Consider the following 25,809-nt stretch of genomic DNA (forward strand, 5'->3'; position numbering starts at 1 on the left):
CCGCTCCCGAGAGGCGGTACCTCGTCGTGCCCACGATCGACCTGAACAGCACCGACGACGAACTGAACACGGTGGAACGACACCGGATCCTGGTGGAGTGGAACGAGACCGTGACACCGGCGCCCCCGACAACCTGGCCGCAACTCTTCGAGGAGCAGGTCCGCCGGGCGCCGGAGGCGGTGGCGCTGGTCTTCGAGGAGACCGAGTTGACGTACGCCGAACTGAACCGGCGGGCGAACCGGCTGGCCCACGCGCTGATCGTCCGGGGGGTGGGGCCGGAACGGGTGGTCGCGCTCTGCCTGCCCCGCTCGATCGGGATGATCGTCGCCGAGGTGGCGGTGCTCAAGGCCGGCGGCGCCTACCTGCCGCTGGACCAGGACTATCCGGCCGAGCGGATCGGCTACATGCTGGCCGATGCCCGCCCGGTCTGCCTGGTCACCACCGTCGAACTCGCCGCCACCCTGCCGGCGACGCCGGATCTGCCCCGCCTGGTCCTGCCGGACGAGGCGGAACCTGGTCCGGCCGCCGGTCCGGTCGACGGTGCCGTGACCGGCACCGGTTCGACCGATGTGGACCCGGACCGGACCGAGGACCCGACCGACGCCGACCGGGGTGTGCCGCTGACACCGGAGAACACGGCCTACGTCATCTACACCTCCGGCTCCACCGGCCGGCCCAAGGGCGTCGTGCTGTCACATGCCGGGGTCACCCAGCTGGTCGCCACCCAGCGCGCCCGGCTCGGCGTCGGCCCGGAGAGCCGGGTGCTGCAGTTCGCCTCGCCCAGTTTCGACGTCGCGTTCTGGGACCTCTGCCTCGGCCTGCTCTCCGGCGGGCGGCTGATCGTCGTACCGGCGGAGCGTCGGGTGCCCGGCCCGGCGTTGACCAGCTACGCGCACCGGCACGGCGCGACCTTCATGATCCTGCCGCCGGCGCTGCTCGCCGCCCTGCCCCGGGACTGCACACTGCCGGCCGGCGCGACCCTGCTCGCCGGCACCGAGCGGGTCTCCCCGGAGCTGGTCGCCCGCTGGGCGGTCGACCGGCCCATGTTCAACGCCTACGGGCCGACCGAGGCGACGGTGAACTCGACCCTCGGCGAGTGTGATCCGCGGACCCCGCCCGGCGGGGTGGTGCCGATCGGCCGGCCCGACCCCGGTACCCGGTGCTACGTGCTCGACGCGGCACTGCGCCCGGTGCCGGTCGGCCAGACCGGCGAGCTGTACCTCGGTGGTCCGGGGCTGGCCCGCGGTTATCTCGGCCGGCCCGGACTGACCGCCGAGCGGTTCGTCGCCGACCCGTACGGGCCGGCGGGTGGGCGCCTCTACCGCACCGGTGACCTGGTCCGGTGGCTGCCGGACGGGCGGTTGGAGTTCCTCGGTCGGGCCGACGACCAGGTGAAGATCCGTGGTTACCGGATCGAGCCGGGCGAGGTCGAGTCGGTGCTCGCCCAGCATCCGGCGGTCGGCCAGGTGGCGGTGGTGGCCCGCCCGGGACCGACCGGTGAGCAGCGGCTCGCCGCGTACGTCGTACCGGCGTTGGAGCGCGGGGACCGACCCGTCCCGGTCACCGGACACTCCCCGGGGCGGGACGTCGAGGTCGAGTCCGACCGGGTCGCGGACTGGGAGCGGCTGCACGAGCTGCTCTACGCCGCCGGGCGTACCGAGGAGTTCGGCGAGAACTTCACCGGCTGGCACAGCAGCTACGACGGGTTGCCGATCCCGCTCGCCGAGATGCGGGAGTGGCGGGACGCCACCGTGGAGCGGATCCTGGCGCTGCGCCCGCGTCGGGTCCTGGAGATCGGGGTCGGCAGCGGGTTGCTGTTGGCCGGGGTGGCGCCCCGGGTCGAGGCGTACTGGGGCACCGACCTGTCCCGGGCGGCGGTCGAGGCGGTGCGGGCGCAGGTGGCGGGCCGGCCCGAGCTGGCCGGGCGGGTGGAGTTGCGTACCCAGCCGGCCGACGTGCGCGACGGGCTGCCCGCCGGGTTCTTCGACACCGTCGTGCTCAACTCCGTCGTGCAGTACTTTCCCAGCGCCGACTACCTGCTCGACGTCCTTCGTGGACTGACCAGCCTGCTCGTCCCGGGCGGGGCGCTGTTCGTCGGCGACGTCCGCAACCTGCGGACGCACCGGTTCCTGCGAGCCGCCGTCGAGATCGCCCGGCGGCGGCCGGACGAGGCCGGCCGGACCGCCGCCCGGGCCGCCGTCGAACAGGGCCTGGCCTGGGAGGGGGAGCTGCTGCTCGACCCCGACTTCTTCCCCGCGCTGGTCGGGGCGGTACCCGGGATCGACGTCGTCGACCTGCGGGTCAAGCGCGGCCGGGCGCACAACGAGCTGACCCGCCACCGGTACGACGTCGTGCTGCGCACCGGATCCGACGTCGTGCTGCGTACCGGTTCGACCGCCGGCGCCCCGGCTCCCGCCGCGTCGCCCGGCACCGTCGCCGTCCGGGAGGTCACCTGGTCCGAGGTGGTCGGCGGGCTGGCCGGCCTGGCGGAACTGCTCGACCGCGTCGACCTGACCGACGCGACAATCGACGGACTGCGGGTCACCGGCGTGCCCAACGCCCGGCTGACCGCCGACCGGCACGCGCTGCGGAGCCTCACCGACCCGGACCCGGTCACCGGGCCCGCACCCGCTGCCGCCGGCCCGGCCGTCGACCCGGAGGCGGTGCACGAGCTGGCCGGCCGGTACGGCCACGAGGTGGTGGTGACCTGGTCGGGCGACGGTACCGAGGGCGAACTCGAGCTGCTCTTCACCCCGCTCGGGACGGTGCCCCCGCCGGCGTACCGGCCGGGGCGGGAACTGACCGCCGACCCGACCCGGTACGCCAACCGCCCGGCCCCGTTCCGGGACGTCACCGCTCTGATGGCGGAGCTGCGCACGTACGCCCGGGGTTGGTTGCCGGAACACATGGTGCCGGCGGCGTTCGTGCCGCTGCACCGGCTGCCGGTCACGCCGAGCGGCAAGCTGGACCGGGCCGCGTTGCCGGCCCCCGACTTCGCCGCCCTGACCGGCGGCACCCGCCCCCGGGACGCCCGGGAGGAACTGCTCTGCGCGCTCTGTGCTGAGGTGCTCGGGCTGCCCGAGGTCGGGGTGGACGACGACTTCTTCGCGCTCGGCGGGGACAGCATCGTCTCCATCCAGCTGGTCATCCGGGCCCGGCAGGCGGGTCTGGTGCTGACCCCGCGTCAGGTCTTCCAGCTGCGTACCGTCGCCGAGCTGGCCCCGGTCGCCACCTCGGCGCCGGGGCGGGCCGGCGACGACCCCGAGGCCGGCGTCGGTTCGCTGCCGCTCACCCCGATCCTGCGCTGGCTGGACGAGTGCGGTGGTGAGATCGACGCGTTCAACCAGTGGCTGCTGGTCAGGGTTCCCGCCGAGGTGACCGCCGACGGGCTGGTCGCCGCGCTGCAGGCGGTCGCCGACCGGCACGACGTCCTGCGGTCCCGGTTGGTCCGATCCACACCGGATGGTGCCGGTCGGCTGGAGGTGCCGCCGCCCGGCACCGTCCGGGCCGCCGACTGGCTGCACCGGATCGAGGTCGGCGAGCTGGCCGGGGCGGCACTGCGGGCCCGGGCCGAGGACGCCGCCCGGCAGGCCGGGCGACGACTGGCCCCGGAGTCCGGCCTGATGGTCCAGGTGGTCTGGCTCGACGCCGGCCCGGAACGGCCCGGACACCTGGTGGTGCTGGTGCACCACGCGGTGGTCGACGGCGTCTCCTGGCGGATCCTGCTGCCCGATCTCGCCGCCGCCTGGGCCGACGTCTCCACCGGCCGTACGCCCCGCCCGGCACCGGTCGGTACGCCGCTGCGGCGCTGGTCCGAGCTGCTGCACGCGGACGCCCACTCGGCGCGGCGGCTGGCCGAGCTGCCGCTCTGGACCCGGACGCTGCGCGGCCCCGACCCGGCCCTGGCGGCGCGTCCCCTCGACCCGGTCGGCGACCTGGCGAGCGTGTCCCGGCTGACCCTGCGGCTGCCGGCCGACCGGACCGCTCCGCTGCTCGGCACCGTGCCTGCGGTGTTCCACGCCGGCGTCAACGACGTCCTGCTGACCGCGTTCGCCCTGGCCCTGGCCGACTGGCGGCGTCGCCGGGGCGTGACCGAGCCGGTGCCCGCCCTGGTCGCCCTGGAGGGACACGGCCGGGAGGAACAGGTCGCCGACGGCGTGGACCTGTCCCGGACCCTCGGCTGGTTCACCAGCGTCTTCCCGGTGCGACTGGAGACCGGGCCGATCGACCTGGACCGGGCGCTGGCCGGCGGCCCGGACGCCGGCACCGCGCTGAAGCGGGTCAAGGAACGGCTCCGGGAGATCCCCGACCACGGGCTCGGCTACGGCCTGCTGCGCCACCTCAACCCGGAGTCCGCCGCCCTCCTCGCCGCGCTGCCCACGCCGCAGATCAGCTTCAACTACCTCGGCCGGTTCGCCGTGCCGGCCGACCCGGACACCACCTGGAGTCCGCTGCCCGGGATCGGGCTACTGGCCGGCGGCTTCGACGACGCGATGCCGGTGGCGCCGTACACCCTGGAGGTCAACGCCTTCACCGAGGACGGCCCGGACGGGCCCGGGCTCGGGGTGACCTGGGCCTGGCCGGCGACCCTGCTCGGCGAGGCGGACGTCCGGGAACTCGCGAAGGGCTGGTTCACCGCGCTGGACGCGATCGTCCGGCACGCCGCCGCGCCGGGCGCCGGTGGGCACACCCCGTCGGACTTCCCGCTGGTCCGACTCGACCAGCCACAACTCGACGCGCTGGCCGCCGCCGTACCGGGGCTGGTCGAGGTGCTGCCGCTGACCCCGTTGCAGGAGGGGTTCTACTTCCACGCGGTCGCCGACGGCCCGGACGCCGGGGCGGACCCGTACCGGGTGCAGCAGGTGATCGAGCTGACCGGCCGGCTCGACGCCGCCGCGCTGCGGCGGGCACTGCGCGGCGTACTCGACCGGCACGCCCCGTTGCGGGCCGCGTTTCCGCAGCTCGCCGACGGGCGACCGGTGCAGGTGGTGGCGGACCGGCTCGACCCGCCGTGGCGCGAGGTCGACCTGACCGGGTACGCCGCCGACGAGCGCGACGCCGCGTTCGCGGCGCTGGCGGACGCGGAGCGGGCCGCCCCGTTCGACCTCGCCCGCCCGCCGCTGCTGCGCGGCGTACTGGTCCGGTACGCCGGTGACCGGCACCTCCTGCTGCTCACCCACCACCACATTGTGACCGACGGCTGGTCCGCCGGACTGACCCTGCGGGATCTGCTCGCCGGCTACGCACCGGACGGCGAGCCGGACCGCCTGCCGCCGGTCGCCCCCTACCGGCGGTACCTGGAGTGGCTGGCCGGCCGGGACGACACGGCGGCCCGGGAGGCCTGGCGGGTGGCGCTGGCCGGGCTCGACGACCCGACCCGGCTCGCCACCGGTGCCGGCTGCGCCGACGCCGCCACCGGTGCCGGCGACCCGGTTCGGCCCGGCGGCGCCGCCCGGTCCGACGTGGCACTGCCGGCCGAGGTCGCGACCGGACTGCGGACGCGGGCCCGGGACGCCGGACTGACCCTCGGCAGCGTTGTCCACGCCGCCTGGGGACTGCTGCTCGGCCAGCACACCCGGCGGCGGGACGTCGTCTTCGGCAGTACGGTCGCCGGCCGGCCGGCCGAGGTGGACGGTGTCGAGGCGATGGTCGGCCTCTTCATCAACACCCTGCCGGTTCGGCTGCGCTGGAATCCGGCCGAGCCACTCGCCGAACTCGTCGCCCGACTCCAGCGCGAGCAGGCCGAACTCCTCGACCACCAGCACCTCGGGCTGCCCGCGATCCAGCGGCTGGCCGGGATCGGGGAGCTCTTCGACACCCTCGTCGTGGTGGAGAACTATCCGCCGACCGGCGACCTGCGGGACCGGTCCGGCCTCGTCGAGCTCAACGGCGTCGAGTTCCGGGAGGCCACCCACTATCCGGCGACCCTGCTGGTGTCGGCGGCCGACCAGCTCAGCCTGACCATCGAGTACGACCCGGCCAGGATCGGCGCGGCGACCGTACGGCGGCTCGGCGCCGGACTGGCCCGCATCCTCGACACACTCGTCACCGACCCGACCCGGCCGGTCGGCCGGATCGACCTGCTGCCGGCGGAGGAACGGTCCGCCGTCCTCGCCCGGCTGGCCGGGCCGACCGCCCCGCTGCCGGGGCTGACCCTGGACGCGGTCGTCGCGGCCCAGGCCGCCGCCACCCCGGACGCGGTGGCGCTGATCGACGGCGGGCGGGAGCTGAGCTACGCCGACCTGCACCGCCGGGCCGCCGCGTTGGCCGGACGACTCGTCGGCCGGGGAGTCCGACCGGGCGACGTGGTCGCGGTGGCGGTGCCCCGATCGGCGGAACTGGTGGTCGGGATGCTCGCCGTGCTGCGGGCCGGGGCCGCGTACCTGCCGGTCAACCTGGCGGACCCGCCCGGCCGGCTCGCCGCCGTGCTCGCCGACTCCGGCGCCCGGGCGGTGGTGGCCACCGTGGACAACCTCGACCGGGTGTCGGGCCCGGCGGACCTGACACGCCTGCTGGTCGACGGGGACGTGACGCCGGGCCGGGACGACCTCCGTCCGGCCCCGCCGAGGGATCCGGAGCTGCCCGCGTACCTGATCTACACCTCGGGCTCGACCGGACGCCCGAAGGGGGCGCTGGTCAGCCACCGGGCGATCGTCAACCAGCTGACCTGGTCGCAACGCGAGTTCCGGCTCGGCACCGCCGACCGGATGCTGCAGCTCGCGCCCCCGCACTTCGACACCTCGGTCTGGGAGATCTTCTGGCCGCTGACCGCCGGCGCCGCCGTCGTCCTGCCGGGTGCGGACGACCTGCGTGACCCGGCCCGGCTGGCCGGACTGGTCCGGCGGCACCGGGTCACCGCGGTCACCTTCGTACCGTCGATGGTGGAGGCGTTCCTGCTCGACGACGAGGTCGCCGCCGATCCCGGCTGGGCGGCCAGTCTGCGCTGGGTCTCCAGCGGAGGCGAGGCGCTCACCCCGGAACTCGCCCGGCGGTGGCGGACCCGGACCGGCACCGCGCTGGACAACTTCTACGGGCCGACCGAGACGGCGGTGCAGGTCACCTGGTGGGCGAACGACGGCGAACCCGGGCCGACGGTACCGATCGGCCGGGCGGTCGCCAACACCCGGCTGTACGTGCTGGACGACTGTCTGCGGCCGGTCCCCGCCGGTGTGCCCGGTGAGCTGTACGTCGCCGGGGCGCAGCTCGGGCATGGCTACCACCGGCGACCGGCGATCACCGCGGAACGCTTCGTCGCCGATCCGTTCGGGACGGCCGGGGAGCGGATGTACCGTACCGGCGACCTGGTGCGGTGGCGGGCCGACGGCGTCCTGGAGTACGTCGGTCGTACCGACCACCAGATCAAGATCCGTGGTCACCGGGTCGACCCCGGCGAGATCGAGGCGGTGCTGTCGGCACAGCCCGGGGTCGGCCGGGTGGTGGTGACCGTACCGGCCGGGGCCGGACCGTCCCGTCTGGTGGCCTACATCGTCCCGCTGCCGGGCGCCCGGCCGGCGATCGGGGCGCTGCGGGAGGCGGCCCGGGCCGGGCTGCCGGATGCCCTGGTGCCGGCCGCGTTCGTGCTGCTCGACGCGCTGCCGCTGACGCCGAGTGGCAAGCTCGACCGGGCGGCGCTGCCGCCGCCGGCCGAGCCGGACGGGTCGCTGCCGCCGCCGGTCGTCGCGCCGGACCGGGCGGGCCGGGGCGGGCCGGTGCCGCCCGAGCCCGTCGAGTCGGGCGGGTCGGCGGCGGATCCGGCGGTCGGGCAGCTCGCCACGATCTTCGCCGAGGTGCTGGGCCGTTCCGGGGTCGACGCCGACGACGACTTTTTCGCGCTCGGTGGCGACAGCATCCTCAGCATCGCGGTGGCGAGCCGGGCCCGGCGGCGCGGACTGGAGATCCGTCCCGGCGACCTCTTCCGGCACCGTACGCCGCGTACCCTCGCCGCCGCAGTTCCGTCCGGCCCGGCAGTCTCCTCCGGTTCGGCGGTGTCCTCCGGCCCGGCGGCGGCCGGACACCAATCGGTGGCCCCGCCGGCCGGTGCCCCGGAGATGTCGGTGCAGACCGGTGGCGGGATCGGCCCGGTTCCGCCGCTGCCGATCGTGCACTGGCTGCGGGAGACCGGCCAGCCGATCGACCGGTTCACCCTGCCGGCGCTGCTCGTCACGCCCGCCCGGTCGACGATGGACACACTGGTCGCGGTGCTGCGGGCGGTGCTCGACCGGCACGACGGGCTCCGTCTGCGGCTGCGCCGGATCGCCGGGGTGCTCTGGTCGCTGGAGGTCCCGCCGGCCGGGCAGGTGGATCCGGCCGGACTGCTGCGCCGGGTCGACGTCGCCGGTCTGGACGACGCCGAACTGCGGGCCACCATCACCCGGGAGTCCGAGGCCGCGACCGGGCGGCTCGCGCCGGACGCCGGGACGATGCTCCAGGCGGTCTGGTTCGACGCCGGGACGCGGCCCGGACGCCTGCTCCTCGCCACCCACCACCTGCTGGTCGACGGCGTCTCGTGGCGGATCCTGCTCGCGGATCTGGCCGAGGCGGCCCGGGCGGCCACCACCGGCCAGTCGCCGGCACTCGCCCCGGTCGGCACCTCGCTGCGGCACTACGCCCAGCTGCTGACCGAGCAGGCGCAGCGCCCGGAGCGGCTGACCGAACTGGCCTACTGGGCGGAAACCCTGGCGCCCGGCGCCGAACTGTGCGCGGACCCGGTCGAGGTGTCGGATCGACCCGGGCGCCAGCATGTCGTACGACTCGGGCCGGCCGGGACCGCGCCGCTGCTCACCGCCGTACCGGCGGCGGTCGGCGCGGACGTCACCGAGATCCTGCTCGCCGCGCTGGCGCTGGCGGTGAACCGGTGGCGTGGCCGCAACGACGACCTGCTGGTCGAGCTGGAGCGGCACGGTCGCGAGGAGATCAACCCCGGAGTCGACCTCTCCCGCACCGTCGGCTGGTTCACCAGCGTGCAGCCGGTCCGGCTGCCGGCCGGCGCCGACCCGTTCGACGTGCTCCGGGGCGTACGGGAGCGGTTGCGGGCCGTCCCGGACAACGGCCTCGGGTACGGGCTGCTGCGTCACCTCAACGCGCAGACCGCGCCGATCCTCGCCGGACTGTCGACGGCGCAGGTGCTGTTCAACTACTACGGGCGGGTCCCGGGTGAGTCCGAGCGGGACTGGGCGCCGGCACCGGAGTCGGCGGCCGTCGCCACCCTCAACGGGGGCCTGGCCCTGTCCCATCCGCTGCAGGTCGACGTGGTCTGTGCCGACACCGCCGACGGCCCGGTGCTGACCGCGACCTGGACCTGGCCGGACGGGGTGCTCACCGAGTCCGACGTCAGCACGCTGGGCGCCGGGTGGATCACCGCGCTGGCCCAGCTGACCGCCGCCACGGCAACCGCCGCCACGACTTCCGACGCCGGGTCGGTGGCGGTGCCCGTCGCGGCGGGTACCGGCGCCACGGGTTCCGGGCCGGTCAGGAGCGGGTCGACCGACGGCCCGGTGTCCGGGGCGACGGTCGACCTCAGCCCGGCGGAGGTCGACCAGGTCGCGCGGACCAGCGGGACCCCGGTGGCGGAGATCTGGCCGCTGTCGCCACTGCAGGAAGGGCTCTTCTTCCACGCCAGCTACGACACCGGCGCCCTCGACGTCTACACCGCACAGGACGTCTTCGACCTCGACCACCGGGTGGACCTGGCGCGGTTGCGTCGGGCCGGCGCGGTGCTGCTGGCCCGCAACTCGAGCATGCGGGCGGGTTTCACCGGCGAGGGACTGTCCCGGCCGGTGCAGTTCGTCACGGCGGCGGCCGAACTGCCGGTGACCGAGGTGGACCTCTCCGGACTGGATCCGCAGGTCGCCCGGGAGCGGATCACCGAACTGCTGGCCGTGGACCGGCGCCGTCGCTTCGACCTGACCCGGCCACCGCTGTGCCGACTGCTGCTGATCCGGCTCGCCGACAACCGGGACCGGCTGGTGGTCAGCCACCACCTGGTGCTCTGGGACGGCTGGTCCGAGCAGCTCTTCGTCGAGCAACTGTTCACCCTCTACGAGCGCGACGGTGACGACCGGGCGTTGCCGGCGGCCGGGTCGTACCGGGACCACCTCGACTGGCTCGCCGCCCAACCCTCCGCGCCCGCGGTCCGGGCCTGGCGGGACGCGCTCGCCGGGCTGGCCGAACCGTCGCTGGTCGCGCCGGAGGCGACGCTGGCCCCGGTGGTCCCGCAACGCCGCCGGACCGAGCTGCCGGCACCGCTGGGCGAGCGGTTGCGGGCGGCGGTACGCCGACAGGGCCTCACCCTGAACACGGTGCTCACCGCGACCTGGGGACTGGTGCTCGGCGGCTACCTCGGCCGGACCGACGTGGTCTTCGGCATGACCGTCTCCGGCCGGAACCCGGAGGTCCCGCACGTCGAGCAGATCATCGGACTGTTCCTCAACACCGTGCCGGTACGGGTCGCCGTCGACCCGTACGAGTCGGTGCCGGGGCTGCTGCGTCGCCTGCAGGAGCAGCGGGCCGAACTGATGCCGTACGACCACCTCGGTCTCGGCGAGGTGCAGCGGGCGGTCGGACAGACCCGGCTCTTCGACACCCTCTACGTGCTGCAGAACTTCGTCGACGAGGAGGAGTCGGCCCGGCTGCGGGAACGGCACGGCATCGTGGCGGCGGCCGGGGTGGACGCCACCCACTACCCGCTGACCCTGGTGGTCACCCCGGCGCCGCGGATCCGGGTCGCGCTCGACCACCGGCCGGACGTCGTACCGGGCCCGGTGGCCGGGATCCTGCTCGACCGGTTCGTCGCGGTACTGGACCGGATCGTCGACGCACTCGACGAAGCCGGTGACCCGGGTGGTGTCCGCGACGCGGCCGGTGACCCGGCGCCGCCGGTGGGCCGGCTGGACCTGCTCACCGAGCCGGAACGTGCCGAGCTGGCGGCGGAGTGGGCGTCGACCCGGCGTCCGGTGGGCACCGAGTCCGTCGCCGACCTGCTGGCCGTCCAGGCCGCCCGGACGCCGGACGCCGTGGCGCTGGTCTTCGCCGGCGGCCGTGGCCGGACCGCCGGCCGCCGCGACGGGGAGGAGGGTGCGGGCGACCTCCGTGCCGCCGCCGGCCGCGAAACCGGCGGCGACGGAACGGGAACCGCGACCCTGACCTACGCCGAACTCGACGCCCGGATCAACCAGCTGGCCCGGCTGCTGATCGCCCGGGGCGCCGGACCGGAGCGGGTGGTGGCACTCGCGCTGCCGCGCTCGACCGACATGGTGGTGGCGCTCTTCGCGGTACTGCGCACCGGAGCCGCGTACCTGCCGCTGGAGCTGGACCATCCGGCCGAGCGGCTGGCGTTCGTGCTCGCCGACACCGAGCCGACGGTCCTGCTCTCGGTCACCTCCGTGCTGCCCGACCTTCCGTCGAACCTGCCGCCGACGGTACTGCCGCTCGACGGTCCGGCGGTCGCCGCCGAGCTGGCGGCGCTGCCCGGTGCCGCCCTCGACGACACCGAACTGCCGGCCGGGTTCGCCCGGACCGATCCGGAGCGGCTGGCACACCCCGCGTACCTGATCTACACCTCGGGGTCGACCGGCCGTCCGAAGGGCGTGGTGACGCCGTACCAGGGGTTGACGAACATGCAGCTCAACCACCGGGAGGCCATCTTCGGCCCGACGGTGGCGGCGGCCGGTGGTCGGCGGCTGCGGATCGCGCACACCGTCTCGTTCGCCTTCGACATGTCGTGGGAGGAACTGCTCTGGCTGGTCGAGGGGCACGAGGTGCACGTCTGCGACGAGGAACTGCGTCGTGACGCCCGGGCCCTGGTCGGCTACTGCGACCGGCACCGGATCGACGTGGTCAACGTCACCCCGAGCTACGCCCAACTGCTACTCGAGGAGGGCCTGCTCGACCGGGACGAACCGACCGACCTTGGCGTGGGGCGACGGCATCGACCGGTGCTCGTCCTGCTCGGCGGCGAGGCGGTCGCCGAGACGGTCTGGGACCGGCTGCGGGACACCGACGGCACGGCCGGCTACAACCTGTACGGGCCGACCGAGTACACCATCAACACGCTCGGCGGCGGCACGGCCGACAGTGCCACCCCGACCGTCGGCCGGGCGATCTGGAACACCCGCGCCTACGTACTCGACCCGCACCTGCGGCCGACCCCGCCCGGCGCGCCCGGCGAGCTCTACATCGCCGGCATCGGGCTGGCCCGTGGCTACCACCGTCGGCCGGGACTGACCGCGCAGCGGTTCGTCGCCGACCCGTACGGCGCGCCCGGGGAGCGGATGTACCGCACCGGGGACCTGGTCCGCCGCCGCCCGGACGGGTTGCTGGACTTCCTCGGCCGTACCGACGACCAGGTGAAGATCCGGGGCTACCGGGTCGAACTCGGTGAGATCGAGGCGGCGCTGCTCGGGCATCCGCAGGTCGCGCACGCCGCCGTGCTGGTGGCCCCCACGGCCGGTGTCGGGGTACGTCGCCTCGCCGGTTACGTCGTCCGGTCGGCCGGCTGGCGGGACTCCGACGAGACGGTGCTGGCCGAGCTGCGGACGTACCTGCGCAAGCGGCTGCCCGACTACATGGTTCCGGCGGTGCTGGTCCCGATCGACCGACTGCCGTTGACCGTCAACGGCAAGCTCGACGTCGCGGCGTTGCCCGCCCCGACGGTCCGGGCCGGCGACGCCGCCCGGCCGCCCCGTTCGGCCCGGGAGCAGACGCTCTGCGGCATCTTCGCCGACCTGCTCGGCGTACCCGGGGTCGGGACCGACGACAACTTCTTCGACCTCGGCGGACATTCGCTGCTGGCGATCCGGCTGGTCAGCCGGGTCCGGGCGGTGCTCGGGGTGGAGGTGGCGATCCGTGACCTCTTCGAGGCGCCGACCGTCGCCGAGCTCGCCGCGCGGATCGGCGGGCCGGTGGAGCCGGCGAACCCGGCAGCAGGGGAGCCGGCTTCGGCAGACCCGGCAGCGGAGCCGGCCCCGGGGGACCGGGCGCTGGTGCCGGCGACCCGCCCCGCCGAGCTGCCACTCTCCTTCGCCCAGCAGCGGCTCTGGATGATCCAGCGGATGGTCCCGACGTCGGCGGCGTACCACTTCCCGATCGTGCTGCGGCTGCGCGGCGCACTCGACGTGGCCGCGTTGCGGGCCGCCCTGGCCGACCTGACCGACCGGCACGAGACCCTGCGTACCGTCTTCGAGGAGCGCGACGGTCAACCCGGCCAGCGGATCCTGCCGTCCGCCGGGGTCCGACCGGAGCTGGTGGTTGTCGGCGCCGCGCCGGACGAGGTCGCGGCGATCGTCCGGACCGCCGTACGACGTCCGTTCGACCTCGCCGTCGAGCCACCGGTGCGGGCGACCCTGATCGCGGTCGACGGCGACCCGGATCCGGTCGAGCACGTGCTCGTCCTGTCGCTGCACCACATCGCCACCGACGAGTGGTCGGACCGGCCCTTCCTGCGGGACCTCTCCACCGCGTACGCGGCCCGCCGGGCGGGACGGGCACCGGACTGGTCACCCCTGCCCGTCCAGTACGCCGACTACACCCTGTGGCAGCGCCGCCTGCTCGGCGACCCGGCGGATCCGGGCAGTCTGGCCGCCCGGCAACTGGACTACTGGCGTACCGCCCTGGCCGGAATGCCGGAGGAACTGGACCTGCCCACCGACCGGGCCCGGTCCGGCCGGCCCGCCCCGACCGCCGCCGAACTCCCCGTGCCACTGCCCGACGAGGTCGCCGCCGGGCTTCGGCGGCTCGCCCGGGACACCGGGACCAGCCTGTTCATGGTGGTGCACGCACTGGTGGCGACCCTGCTGCACCGGCTCGGTGCCGGCACCGACATCCCGCTCGGGGCGCCGATCGCCGGACGCGCCGACGCGGCGTTGGACGAGCTGGTCGGGTTCTTCGTCAACACGCTCGTGCTCCGTACCGACCTCTCCGGTGACCCGACCTTCGTCGACCTGCTGGCCCGGGTCCGGGAAACCGACCTGGCCGCGTACTCGCACCAGGACGTGCCGTTCGAGACGGTGGTGGAGGCGGTCAACCCGACCCGGTCGCTGTCCCGCAATCCGCTGTTCCAGGTGATGGTGGTGCACCGGCCTCGGGGTGCGGACTGGCCCGGCCTGGTCGGGCTGACCGCCGTCGACGAGCCGGTCGACCCGCCGGCGGCCAAGTTCGACCTGGTCTTCGACGTGGTCGAGGGGGCGGGCGGGCCCTCCCTCACCTGCGTGCTGAAGTACCGGACGGACCTGTTCGACCCCGGTACGGTCGAGCGGCTGGGTGAGCGGCTGACGCGGCTCGCCGCGACGGTCGCCAGCGAGCCCGGGGTGCCGGTGAGCCGGATCGACGTCCTGCTGCCGGGCGAGCGGGACCGGGTGCTGCACGACTTCACCGCGACCGCGCGGGAGGTGCCGGAGGAAACCCTGCCGGTCCTGTTCGCCCGGCAGGTGGACCGGGCTCCGGACGCGGTCGCCGTGGTGGACCGGGAACGGGTGCTCTCGTACGCCGGACTGGACGCCGAGGCGGACCGGATGGCCCGGCTGCTGGCCGGCTACGGTGTCGGACCCGGGTCGGTGGTCGGGGTGGCGGTGCCCCGCTCGGCCGCGACCGTGGCCGTGGTGCTCGGGGTGCTCCGACTCGGCGCGGCGTTCCTGCCGCTGGAGCTGGCCCACCCGGCGGACCGGCTGGCCTTCATGATGACCGACGCCGGGATCGGGACGGTGCTGACCACCCGGGCCGCCGCCGCCCGACTGCCCGCGATTTCCGGGGTACGTCGACTGCTGGTCGACGACCCGGCGGACTTCGCTCCCGTACCCGGTCCGGTTCCGGCGTCATCCGTGCCGGGCGGGCTGGACCACGCCGCGTACGTCATCTACACCTCCGGCTCCACCGGACGTCCGAAGGGCGTGGTGCTGTCGCACGAGGGGATCGGCAGCCTGGTCGCCACCGCGGTCGACCGGCTCGGCGTGAACCCGGACTCCCGGGTGCTGCAGTTCGCCTCGACCGGCTTCGACGTCTTCGTCTTCGAGCTGGCCATGGCGTTGTGCGTCGGGGGTCGGCTGGTGATCGCGCCGGACGACACCCGGGCCCCCGGCCGGCCCCTGGCCGACCTGCTGGAACGGGAACGGGTGAGCCACGCGATCCTGCCACCGTCCCTGGTCGCGGCGCTGCCGGCGGACTGCCCGCTGCCGGACGGGCTGACGGTGCTGGTCGGTACCGAGACCGTGCCCCCGGACCTGATCGGCCGCTGGGCGGGCCGGCTGCGGCTGTACGCGGCGTACGGACTCACCGAGGCGACGGTCAACTCGACGCTCTGGCGTGCCGAACCCGACTGGACCGGTCCGGTGCCGATCGGTCGCCCGGACCCGAACACCCGGGTGTACGTCCTCGACGAGCGGCTCCGCCCGGTGCCGCCCGGCGTGGTGGGGGAGTTGTACGTCGCCGGGCGTGGCCTGGCCCGTGGTTACCTCGGTCGTCCCGGGTTGACCGCGCAGCGTTTCGTCGCCGACCCGTACGGCCCGGCCGGGGCCCGGATGTACCGCACCGGTGACCGGGCCCGCTGGCGCGCCGACGGGGTGCTGGACTTCCTCGGCCGGGTCGACGACCAGGTGAAGATTCGCGGCTTCCGGATCGAACTGGGCGAGGTCGAGGCGGTCCTCGCCGGCTGCCCGGGCGTGCGGCAGGCGGCGGTGACCGTGGACCGCGCCGGTGACCTGACCCGGCTGGTCGGGTACGTGGTGCCCGCCGACGCACCGGTCGACCCGGACGCGGTACGCGGGCACGCCGCCGGTCTGCTGCCGGACTACATGGTGCCGACCCTGGTGGTGGTGCTGCCCGGCCCGCTGCCGCTGACCCCGAACGGCAAACTGGACCGGCGGGGGCTGCCGGCACCGGACTGGTCGGTGCTGACCGGTGACGACCGGCCCGTCACCCCGGTCGAACGGACCCTCGCCGACCTCGTCGGGGAGATCCTCCGGCTGCCCCCGGTCGGCCGCTCCGACAACTTCTTCGTCCTCGGTGGACACTCGATGGCGGTGATGCGGCTGCTGGGTCGGATCCGCGCGGCGCTCGGCGTCGACCTGGCGGTCCGGGACGTCTTCGACGCCCCGACCGTGGCCGGAATCGCCGAACGGGTCGCCGGGGCGGCGGCCGGGCGACCCCCGCTGCGCCGGCTCGGCCCCGACCTGGCGCCGCTCGTCGCACCGGTGCAGCGGATCTGGTGGGACCGGCACCGGGCGGCGGTGCCGGCCGACCACTGGGACCTCGCCCTGCTGGTCCGGCCCGCCGACGAGGCCGGGCTGGACGTACCGGCGCTGGCGGCGGCACTGCGGGACCTGGTGGACCGGCATCCGCCGCTGGCCACCGTCTTCGCGGTCGGTGACGACGGCGAGCCGGTGCCGGTCCCGGTCGGCGACCGGCCGGTGCTGGAGACGCTGCCGGCGACCGGCGAACCACTCGACGCCCGGGTCGCCGTCCTGGTCCGGGAGACCGTCGACCTGACCGGGCAGCCGCCGATGCGGGCCCGACTGCTGGTCGGGGACGGGGGCGAGGCGGTGCTGCTGACCCTGCACTACCTGGGCGCGGACGAGTGGTCGGTGGTCCCGCTGGTCCGGGACCTCGACACCGCGTACGCGGCCCGCCGGGCCGGCCGGGCTCCGACGTGGTCCCCGTTGCCGGTCGGCTACCCGGACTACGCCCACTGGTCACGGGAACTGCTCGGCGACCCGACCGACCCCGCCAGCCGGTACGCCCGGCAACGGGACTACTGGCGGGGACGGCTGGCGGGCGTACCGGAGCGGCTGGCGCTGCCCACGGACCGGGTGCGCCCGGTGGTGCCCGGCCGACGTGGTGGCCGGGTCGGGTTCGTGCTCGACGAGCGGACCCACCGGGCCGTCGACGACCTGGCCCGGCAGACCGGTACCAGCATGTTCATGGTCTTCCAGGCGGTGCTCGCCACCCTGCTGCACCGGCTCGGTGCCGGCCCGGACGTCCCGGTCGGCACGCTGGTGGCGGGTCGGACCGAGGACGTGCTGACCGACCTGGTCGGCTGTTTTGTCAACCCGCTGGTGCTGCGCACCGACGTCGGCGGGGATCCGACCTTCGCCGGCCTGCTGGCCCGGATCCGGGCCGTCGACCTGGCCGCGTTCGACCACCAGGAGGTGCCGTTCGACGCGGTACGCGACGTGTCGCCGATCGGCCCCGGCCTGCCGCAGGTGCTCCTGGTGCACCACGAGGAGGCCCGACTGACCGGGGTGGACGGCTCCGACGACCTCGCCGGGCTGCGGGTCGAACCGGTGCCGACCGGCGCGGTCCGGGCCGAGCTGACGGTGAGCTTCTACGAGCCGCTCGGCGACGGACCCGTGCACACCGACCTGGAGTACGCGCTCGACGTTGTCGACCCGGCGACCGCCCACCGGTTGGCCGACCAGTTCCGTGCCCTGCTCGCGGCGGCACTCGCCGCCCCCGACACGCCGATCTCGGCGCTTGACCCGACGACGCCCCGAGGAGCCTGACATGACCACCAACCCGTTCGAGGACCCCGACGGCCGCTACCTGGTGCTGGTGAACAACGAGGGACAGCACTCGCTCTGGCCGTCCTTCGTGGCGGTGCCGGCCGGCTGGACGGTCGTCTTCGGCGCGGACGAGCCGCAACCCCGGGACGCCTGCCTCGGGTACGTCGAGACGAACTGGACCGACCTGCGGCCGCGCAGCCTGCGTGAGCGGATGGCCGACGCCGAGCGGGCGGGGTGACCCGGTCAGCTCACGTCGTAGACCGTGACGGGTACGTCCCGCGCGCAGAGGGCGTCGACGATGAGCGGCTCGATCCGCTGCCACCGGCCACCGGCCAGTCCGCAGCCGATCCGGGGAAGGTGGACCGAGGCGTCCAGCCGTTGGGCGTGCCCGGCCAGCGTCTCCAGGCAGCGCGCGACCGCGTCGTACCGGATCGGCGGGCCGGCCGACCCGTGCCGGATGCCGCGCTGCCCGACCATGTTGGCCACCCAGATGTCCGCACGGACCTGGACCAGGCGGACGGCGCCGAGCCCGAAGTCGTTGCCGGCGCGCTGCCGGTGCCACTGCCGGTAGTCGCGTTCGGGCTCGGGCCACCGCCGGGACAGCGCGAGCACAAAGCCCCTGCCCCATCCGCCGAGGTCGTTGCAGACGTGACCGATGATCTTCGGGCCCTTGGCCTGGGGGTTGGTCGCGTCACCCTTGACGAAGCGCAGCGGTGTCACCGGGGCAGCATGCCATCCGGGTACGACGGCCGACCGCGAGTTTTGCCGTCCACAGCGGACGGTTGGCGGGCCGGCCCGCCGGGGCGGGGAAGGAGCTCCCTCACCCTCGGGTGCCGGCCCAGGCGGACCAGAGGGCGGCGTACCGCCCCTGTGCGGCGACCAGGTCGTGATGGGTGCCGATCTCGGCCACCCGGCCGGCGTCCAGCACGATGATCCGGTCCGCCTCCGCGGCCTGGGTGAGCCGGTGTGCGACGACCAGCCCGGTACGCCCCCGCAGGGCCCGGGTGGCGGCGGTCTCCAGCAGGCGGGCGCCGACACTTCCGGCCTCGGCGGTGGCCTCGTCGAGGATGGCGATCGGCGGCGCGGCCAGGACCAGCCGGGCCAGGGCGAGCTGCTGCTCCTGGGCGGGTGTGAGCCGGTGCCCGCCGTCGCCGACGACGGTCGCCAGGCCGTCCGGCAGGGCCAGTACCCAGTCCAGGGCGTCGACCCGGTCGAGCGCCGCGTGGATCTGGTCCTCGCCGGCACCGGGACGGGCCAGCCGCAGGTCCTCGACCAGCGGCCCGGCGAAGACGTGCACCTCCTGGCTGATCAACGCCACGGTACGGCCGGCGACCCCGGTGTCGAGTTCGTCGACCGGCACCCCGCCGAGTCGGATGACACCGCTGTCCGGCTGATGGACACCGGCGATCAGTTTGGCCAGGGTCGTCTTGCCCGCGCCGCTGGTGCCGACCAGGGCGACGCGTTCGTTCGGTGCCACGCTGAAGCTGACGTCGTGCAGCACGTCGTGGCCGGGGGTGTAGGCGTAGCGCAGGCCCTTGACCTCGATCTGGAGGCCGGTCGCGCCCGGCGGGCCGACACGGTCCGGGACGCCGACCGGGTTACCGCCGTCCGGCACCTCGACCGGGCCGACGGTGTCCGGCGTGCCGGCCGGGTCGGTCACCTGGGCGGGACCGGACGTTCCGATGGCCTGGGCAGAGTCGGGTGAGTGGGTGACGGATCGGGCCGGTGACGCCAGCCGGCTGACGCCGACCAGCCGGAACAGGCTGGCCGCCGCCGACTGCGCGTCGTCGACCAGGCTGAGCGCGGCGTTGAGCGGGTTGAACAGGTTGTGGAAGTAGAGCGCCGCGGCGGCCGCCGTACCGACGCTCACCGCGTCGGCCCGGACCAGCAGGAACCCGGCGACGAGTACCGCGCTCAGGCCGATGAACTCGGCGAGGTTGAGCCGCCCGTAGAACCGGGTCACCAGCCCGATCCCGCGCAGGGTGAGGTCGACGGCGGCGGTGGAGCGTTCGGCGACCCGGGCCAGGTGCGGCTCGGTGAGCCGGAACGCGCGTACCGTACCCGCCCCGCCGATCGTGTCGAGCAGTTGCTGCTGCTGTGCGCCGAGCGCCACCCGCTGGCGGGCGTAGAGCGGCAGTGCCCGTCGCCCGTACCAGCGGACGGTGTGCAGTTGCACCGGTACGGCGAGCAGGGCGGCCAGCAGGAACCGCCAGTCCAGTACGGCGAGTCCGACCAGGGTCAGCAGGATGGTCAGCAGCGCGCGGGCGAGCTGCGGCAGCGCGGTCCGGACCGCCTCGGCGATGACCGTGACGTCGCCGGTGACCCGGGCGGTCAGATCGCCGGACCCGGCCCGTTCCACCTGCTCCAACGGCAGTGCCAGGACCCGGTCGACGAACCGTTCGCGCAGTTCGGCGAGCATGCCCTCGCCGAGCCGGGCGACCAGCGACAGGCCGAGGGCCAGCAGCACGCCCTGCCCGACCGCGACGGCGGCGAGCAGCAGCACCGGCCCGGTGACCGCACCGGGGGGCCGGCCGTCGACCGCGAGGTCCACGATGCGGCCGAGTAGCGGGGCGGTGAGCAGACCGACCGCGGTCGCGGCCAGGAGCAGCCCGAATCCGCGTATCGCGAGCAGCCGGCGGGGCCGGATCAGGTCACGCAGTGCGGCCCGGACCTGCGGTCCGGTGGCGGTCGGCAGCAGGGTGTCGGCTTCCGCGGCGCTCAGGTCGGCGCCGTTGTCCGGTCCGGCGGCGGTCACGTCAGCACCGCCGTCCGGTAGCCGGTGTCGTCCCGTAGAAGGTCCGGGTGACGGCCGTCGGCCCGGACCACCCCGGCCTCGAGCAGCACGACCCGGTCGGTGACGGCGAGCAGGGCCGGACTCGTGGTGACCAGCAGGGTGGTGCTGCCCCGGCGGAGTCTGCGTACGCCGTCGGCGATCCGGGCCTCGGTGGCGGCGTCGACCGCGGTTGTCGGATCGTGCAGGACCAGCACGGGGGTGCCGGCGGCGAGGGCCCGGGCCAGTGCCACCCGCTGCCGTTGACCGCCGGAGAGCGAACGTCCCCGTTCGGCGAGTCTGGTCCGTACGCCGTCGGGCAGCGCCCGGGCCACCTCGGCCACGTCGGCGGCGGCGAGTGCCGGCGCCACGGCGGCCGGGGCGGACGCGGCGGCGGTGACGTTGTCGAGCAGGCTGCCCTCGAACAGGTCCGCCTCGTGCGGGGCGACCAGGATCGCGGCCCGCAGCCGCCCGGGATCGAGGGTGGCCAGCGGGACGCCGTCCAGGTCGATCCGGCCGGCTTCCGGGTCGACCTCCCGGGCCAGGCAACGCAGCAGGTCGGCGGCGGTCACCGGGTCGGGTGCCACGATGCCGAGCAGTTCGCCGGGCGCGGCGTGCAGGCTGACCCCGCGCAGCGTGCCGTGCCGGACGTCGTACAGGGCGAGCTGACCGCGTACCGGGTCCGCCGGGTGGTCGGCGCCGCCCGTGGTGGCGGGCGGCGCGCCGAGCACCGTGGCGATCCGCGCGGCGGAGGCCCGGCCCTGGGCGAACTCGGCGTTGACCCAGCTGACGGTGGAGAGCGGACCGAGCAGAAAGAGAGCCAGGCCGACGGCGGCGACGAGTTGTCCGACGCTGATCTCGCCCTGGGTGGCGAGCCGGCCGCCGAGCAGGCCGACCGCGGCGACGAACAGCCCGGTGGCGACCAGCAGGATGCCGTCGTGCCAGGCCCGGGCCCGGGCGGCCCGGACGGTCGCGGCGAGGGAGTGCCGGCTGGCGAGCCGGTAGCGGTCCGCGGCCGCTGGTGCGGCGCCGAGCCCCTTGAGCACCCGCAGGCCGGCGACCAGGTCGGCGGCCAGTCCCGAGGCGTACGCCGCGTGTTCCTGCTCGGTGGAGCTGCGGTGCTCCAGTGGACGGCCGAGCAGCTGTGCCAACCACAGCAGCAGCGGCGCGCCGACCAGGACCAGCAGCCCGAGGGGGATCGAGACGACCAGCAGCGCCGTTCCGCCGACCAGGAGGCCGGCCAGCGCGCCGGTGCCGGCGGCGAGCGCCAGGTTGACCATGCCGACCCGTTCCGCGTCGCTGGTGGCGATCGACGCCAGCGCGCCGGGGAGGTGGCGGTGCTCGGCGCCGCCGCGATCGTCGAGTACCCGGCGGGCGACGCCGATCCGCAGCTGGTGCGCGGCCTGTTCGGCGGCGCGTTCCCCGCTGCGGGCGCCGTACCGGAAACCGGTGGAGAGCGCGGCGAACATGACCGCCACGACGCCGATCCAGAGGAGCAGGTCCACCGGGCCGCCCTGCCCGACCGCGCGGTCGATGACCACACCGATCAGTACCGGGATCAGCGCCTCGCCGCCCTGGTGGGCGGCGTTGAGTGCCGCGCTGGTGACGACGTGCCGCGCCTGCCCGGTGACGGCGCCGGTCAGGACGGTACGTGCCGTGGGTGGTCCGGTCCGCACGTTCGTATCCACTTCGTTCTGAGGTTAGGCTAACCTACACGAGCGGGTGGATGGCTGCCGGAGGGCGTGGCCGTCGACGCAGCGACCTGCTCCCGGACCTGCGGCGCACCGGTCAGTCCGGCGACACCAGGGCATCGAGGTAGTGGTCGACGAGCGGCTGTGGGGCGCCCGCTTCGAGCAGCAGGTCGACCGCGTGGATCGCGTACCAGGTGTCGGCGACGGCGTGCCGGGCCGCGGCCTCGGCGAGGACGTCGGGCGCCGCGGCCAGGTCGGCGAGCTCGGCCAGGGCGGCACTTCGGGTCAGCCCCTCCCGGTAGCCGCCCGCGTGGTCGGCGGCGATGTGGTGTGCCCGGGAGAGCAGTCGGTGTCGGTCGACGGGTCGGTGGGTGGGGGCGGAGACGTCCGGGTCACTGGTCTGGTCTCGGCTGTCGAACACCTCGACATTCTATCGAACATACGTTCGAATACGAATCCGCCACGCTGGTCAACGCCGACGCAGCCGGTCCGCCAGTTCGGCGAACCGGGCCACCGCCGCGGTCCCGTCCACCGCCGCCACCTGGAACGCCAGCACGTCGGGGCGGAGGCGGTCACGTATTCGCCGACAGAAGTCGAGCAGCTCTCCCGGGCTGGCGACCCGTCGGTAGCGGGGGAGGATCCACTCCGGACCGAGCCGGTCGGCGGTACGGCGCAGCCGGGCCGGATCCGTGGCCCGCAGTCGTCCGGGCGTACGCAGGCCACGCCACGGCCGCAGCGCCCGCCACGCCTCCTCGTCGCTCCCGGCCAGGACGACAAACGTGGTCAGCACCACGTCCGGCGCGGTACGACCAGCCGCCTCGGCGGCGGCCCGGGCCACGTCGACCACCCGCCGGCCGGTGTCGTCCGGGTCCTTCACCGAGGTGAGCACCCCGTCCGCGAACCGGCCCGCGGTGGCCGCCGAGCGGGGACCCGCCGCCGCCAGGTGGATCGGCACCCGGGTCGACGGTGGACTGAACAACCGGACCGCCGAGACCGGGTAGTAGGTGCCGTCCGGACGGTCCACCGGGTCGCCGTCGAGCAATTCTCGGAGCAGGCCGAGCGCCTCCGTCATCCGGGCCAGCCGTTCGGCGTACCGGGGAAACCGGCCGTGCGGCGGGAACCGCCCCAGGGCCGCCTCGTTGACGGCCTCGCCGGTGCCGACCCCGAGGGCGAACCGTCCCCCCGACAGTCGGTCGACGGTGGCCGCGGCCTGCGCGACCAGCACCGGGTGCTGTCGGAACAGGGGGCAGGCCACGGCGGAGAAGAGCGTGGCGTGCCGGGTGGCGACGGCCAGTGCGCCCAGTGTCGACCAACTGAAGCCGGCGGCCCCGGCGTCGTCGACCCAGGGTTGCAGATGGTCGGAGACGAGCAGCGCGTCGAAGCCCGCGCGCTCGGCGTCCCGGGCCCGTTCGACGAGCGACTCCGGCTGCCACTCCTCGTGGCCGAGGAACCAACCGTAGCGGGTCACGGGTCTCCTTCCGGTCGGTCGGTGTCACATGCCGCGATCGGACCGGACGGTCAGGACCGGAAGCGCGTATCGAGCTCTATCATCATCGAGGTAACCCCAATCTGGGCGGCATGTCGACGTGGTCCAGTGACGATCATGGGCCCTCCCGGCCACCCGTACCTGTTGATCGCCGCTGTCACCGGGAGCAGACATGAGAACCCAGCGCGGCCGGGCCGGCGGTCGCCCCACCCTGAGTGAGGTCGCGGCCCGGGCCGGCGTCGGACGGGGTACGGCGTCCCGGGTGGTGAACAACTCGTCCCAGGTCAGCCCCACGCTCCGGGCCGCCGTCTGGGCCGCTGTCCGGGAACTCGGGTACGTGCCGAACCGTGCCGCCCGCACCCTGGTCACCCAGCGGACCGACTCGGTGGCCCTGGTCATCTCGGAGTCGGGGGACCGGGCCTTCGGCGAACCGTTCTTCGCCGGTATCGCCCGGGGCGTCAGCGCCGGTCTGGCCGACACCCCGCTGCAACTCTGGCTGTCCTGGATCCAGTCGCCCGGCGGCCGGGAGAAGATGGAGCACCAGCTCACCGACCAGCACGTCGACGGCGTGATGCTGATCTCCCTGCATGACGCCGACCCGTTGCCGGGGCTGTTGGTGGAGCGTGGACTGCCGGTCGTACTGGGCGGGCGCCCCGCCCGGATGCTGGAGCCGGGCGCCCAGCCGGCGTACTTCGTGGACGTGGACAACGTCGGCGGGGCCCGGCAGGCGGTCGAGTATCTGGCGGCCACCGGGCACCGGACCATCGCCACCATCGCCGGACCGCAGGACATGGGGGTCGGGGTGCACCGGCTCGACGGCTACCGGGCGGCGCTCGCCGCGTACGGCCGCCCGGTCCAGGAGGACCTGATCGAGTACGGCGACTTCAGTGCGGAGAGCGGGATTGCCGCGATGCGCCGGTTACTGCTGGTCCGCGGTGACCTGGACGCGGTCTTCGCGGCCTCGGACCTGATGGCTCTCGGCGCGATGCAGGTGCTGCACGAGGCGGGCCGGCGCATTCCGGCGGACGTCGCGGTGGTCGGCTACGAGGACTCCTCGCTCGCCCTGCACTCCCATCCGCCGCTCACCTCCGTGCACCAGCCGGTCATCACGATGGGCCGGGAGATGGCCCGGTTGCTCGCCGCCCAGATCCGGGGCGACGAGATCGCCTCGCCTGCGGTGTTCCTGGCCACCCACCTGGTCCGGCGCGGTTCGGCCTGATCGGCGGCAGTCCGGTGGACGGCAGCCCGGGTAGAACGTTCGGTATTGCTGATGGAGGGCCGGCGCGCTAGCGTATGTACAGACAGAACGTTCGCTCTATCTGTGAGGGTCGGCAGATGGTGCCGACCCGCACATCGAGATGCAGCCGGTTCTTGACGCCCTTGCCCTCGGTGAAACGCGGGGGTGCTGCCCAAGACGCAGGACAGACGCTGCCCTTACGGCCGATCAGACGATGCGTCGCAGCGGGTTTGCGTTCGCGCGCGCTCAAAGCCATAGCGTTGCCGCCATGACGACACAGACCTGGATCATCACCGGCGCGTCCCGCGGTTTCGGGCGAGCACTGGCGGAGTCGGCGCTCGCGGCAGGCGACAACGTGGTGGCGGCGGTACGCCGGCCGGACAGTGTGGTCGACCTGGCGGCCAAGTACCCCGACAACTTTCTGATCGCGAACTTCGACGCCCGAGACATCGCCGCGGCGGAGTCGCTGGTGCGGGCCACTCTCGACCGCTTCGGTCAGCTCGACGTTCTGGTCAACAACGCGGGCCGGGCCGTGGTCGGAGCCGTCGAGGAGGTCAGCGACCTGCAGCTGCGCGGGCTGATGGATCTGCACCTGTTCGGCCCGGCCGCGCTCGTCCGCGCGGCGCTGCCGGCGATGCGTACCCGGGGCGCCGGGACGATCGTGCAGATGAGCAGCCAGGGCGGGCGGATGTCGTTCCCCGGCGTGTCGGCCTATTCCGCGTCGAAGTTCGCCCTCGAGGGCTGGTCCGAGGCCCTGGCCGGGGAGGTCGCACCGTTCGGGATCCGCGTGATGATCGTCGAACCGAGCCGGTTCCGGACCGACTTCAACGCCGCCGAGGTGCTCGAATTCGCCGAGGTGTCCGAAACCTACCGCGATCTGCTCGCCGCCGTCCGCGCGGACATGTCCGGGACCGACGGCTGCCAGGAAGGTGACCCGGCGCGGGCGGCCGAGATCATCGTGTCCCTCGCGCACAGTGACGAGGTGCCGCTGCGCCTGCCGCTCGGGCGCGAGGCGGTCGAGCGTATCTCGGGCGTGTACCGGCGTGGTCTGGACGAGGTCGATCGGTGGGCCGAGACCGCCCGCAGCGCCGACTTCGACGGCGTCCCGGCACCGGTCCGGCCGATCTAGGCTTGCT

9 protein-coding genes are annotated in these 25,809 nt (G+C 74.5%); 4 read left to right on the top strand and 5 right to left on the bottom strand.

The window, feature by feature from the left end; all coding sequences use genetic code 11:
- Nucleotides 1-26: 26 nt before the first annotated feature.
- Both ABGB21_RS21140 and ABGB21_RS21145 read left to right on the top strand, forming a co-directional pair.
- A complete protein-coding gene (locus ABGB21_RS21140) occupies nt 27-17,489 on the top strand; it encodes an amino acid adenylation domain-containing protein (RefSeq protein ID WP_347679166.1) in 17,463 nt (5,820 codons plus the stop codon).
- A 1-nt stretch (nt 17,490) separates the two neighbouring features.
- On the top strand, nt 17,491-17,727 hold the full coding sequence (locus tag ABGB21_RS21145) for an MbtH family protein (protein WP_347652583.1): 237 nt from the start codon (nt 17,491-17,493) through the stop codon (nt 17,725-17,727).
- Nucleotides 17,728-17,732: 5 nt separating this feature from the next.
- Here the strand turns inward: ABGB21_RS21145 and ABGB21_RS21150 are convergent, their stop codons facing one another.
- The 5 genes from ABGB21_RS21150 to ABGB21_RS21170 all read right to left on the bottom strand — a co-directional run bounded on the left by ABGB21_RS21150 (nt 17,733) and on the right by ABGB21_RS21170 (nt 23,418).
- Nucleotides 17,733-18,209 (bottom strand): macro domain-containing protein, encoded by a 477-nt coding sequence (locus tag ABGB21_RS21150; RefSeq protein ID WP_347652582.1) that lies wholly within the window; start codon nt 18,207-18,209, stop codon nt 17,733-17,735.
- A gap of 100 nt (nt 18,210-18,309) precedes the next feature.
- A complete protein-coding gene (locus ABGB21_RS21155) occupies nt 18,310-20,244 on the bottom strand; it encodes an ABC transporter ATP-binding protein (RefSeq protein WP_347679168.1) in 1,935 nt (644 codons plus the stop codon).
- Complete coding sequence (locus tag ABGB21_RS21160; protein WP_347679170.1) at nt 20,241-21,935, bottom strand: ABC transporter ATP-binding protein; 1,695 nt, start codon at nt 21,933-21,935, stop codon at nt 20,241-20,243. Before ABGB21_RS21160 ends, ABGB21_RS21155 begins: the two co-directional genes overlap by 4 nt.
- A gap of 112 nt (nt 21,936-22,047) precedes the next feature.
- Nucleotides 22,048-22,371: a hypothetical protein gene (locus ABGB21_RS21165; RefSeq protein WP_347679172.1), complete on the bottom strand. Its 324-nt coding sequence runs from the start codon at nt 22,369-22,371 to the stop codon at nt 22,048-22,050.
- 48 nt (nt 22,372-22,419) lie between these two features.
- Complete coding sequence (locus tag ABGB21_RS21170) at nt 22,420-23,418, bottom strand: LLM class flavin-dependent oxidoreductase (RefSeq protein ID WP_347652578.1); 999 nt, start codon at nt 23,416-23,418, stop codon at nt 22,420-22,422.
- Between the two features lie 190 nt (nt 23,419-23,608).
- Between ABGB21_RS21170 and ABGB21_RS21175 the strand changes: the two genes are divergently transcribed.
- Together ABGB21_RS21175 and ABGB21_RS21180 are read left to right on the top strand one after the other, a co-directional pair.
- Entirely contained in the window at nt 23,609-24,655 is a 1,047-nt protein-coding gene (locus ABGB21_RS21175) for a LacI family DNA-binding transcriptional regulator (protein ID WP_347679174.1), read from the top strand.
- A 232-nt stretch (nt 24,656-24,887) separates the two neighbouring features.
- Nucleotides 24,888-25,802, top strand: coding sequence for an SDR family NAD(P)-dependent oxidoreductase (locus tag ABGB21_RS21180; RefSeq protein ID WP_347679176.1), 915 nt, complete (start codon nt 24,888-24,890; stop codon nt 25,800-25,802).
- Nucleotides 25,803-25,809: the final 7 nt, after the last annotated feature.

It is taken from the genome of Plantactinospora sp. B24E8 (genome assembly GCF_039871735.1).
In the GTDB taxonomy this organism is placed as follows: Bacteria; Actinomycetota; Actinomycetes; order Mycobacteriales; family Micromonosporaceae; genus Plantactinospora.

Coding starts and splice junctions, on each gene's coding strand:
- ABGB21_RS21145 (WP_347652583.1), top strand. CDS start 17,491: ATGACCACCAACCCGTTCGAGGACCCCGACGGCCGCTACCTGGTGCTG.
- ABGB21_RS21180 (WP_347679176.1), top strand. CDS start 24,888: ATGCGTCGCAGCGGGTTTGCGTTCGCGCGCGCTCAAAGCCATAGCGTT.
- ABGB21_RS21175 (WP_347679174.1), top strand. CDS start 23,609: ATGAGAACCCAGCGCGGCCGGGCCGGCGGTCGCCCCACCCTGAGTGAG.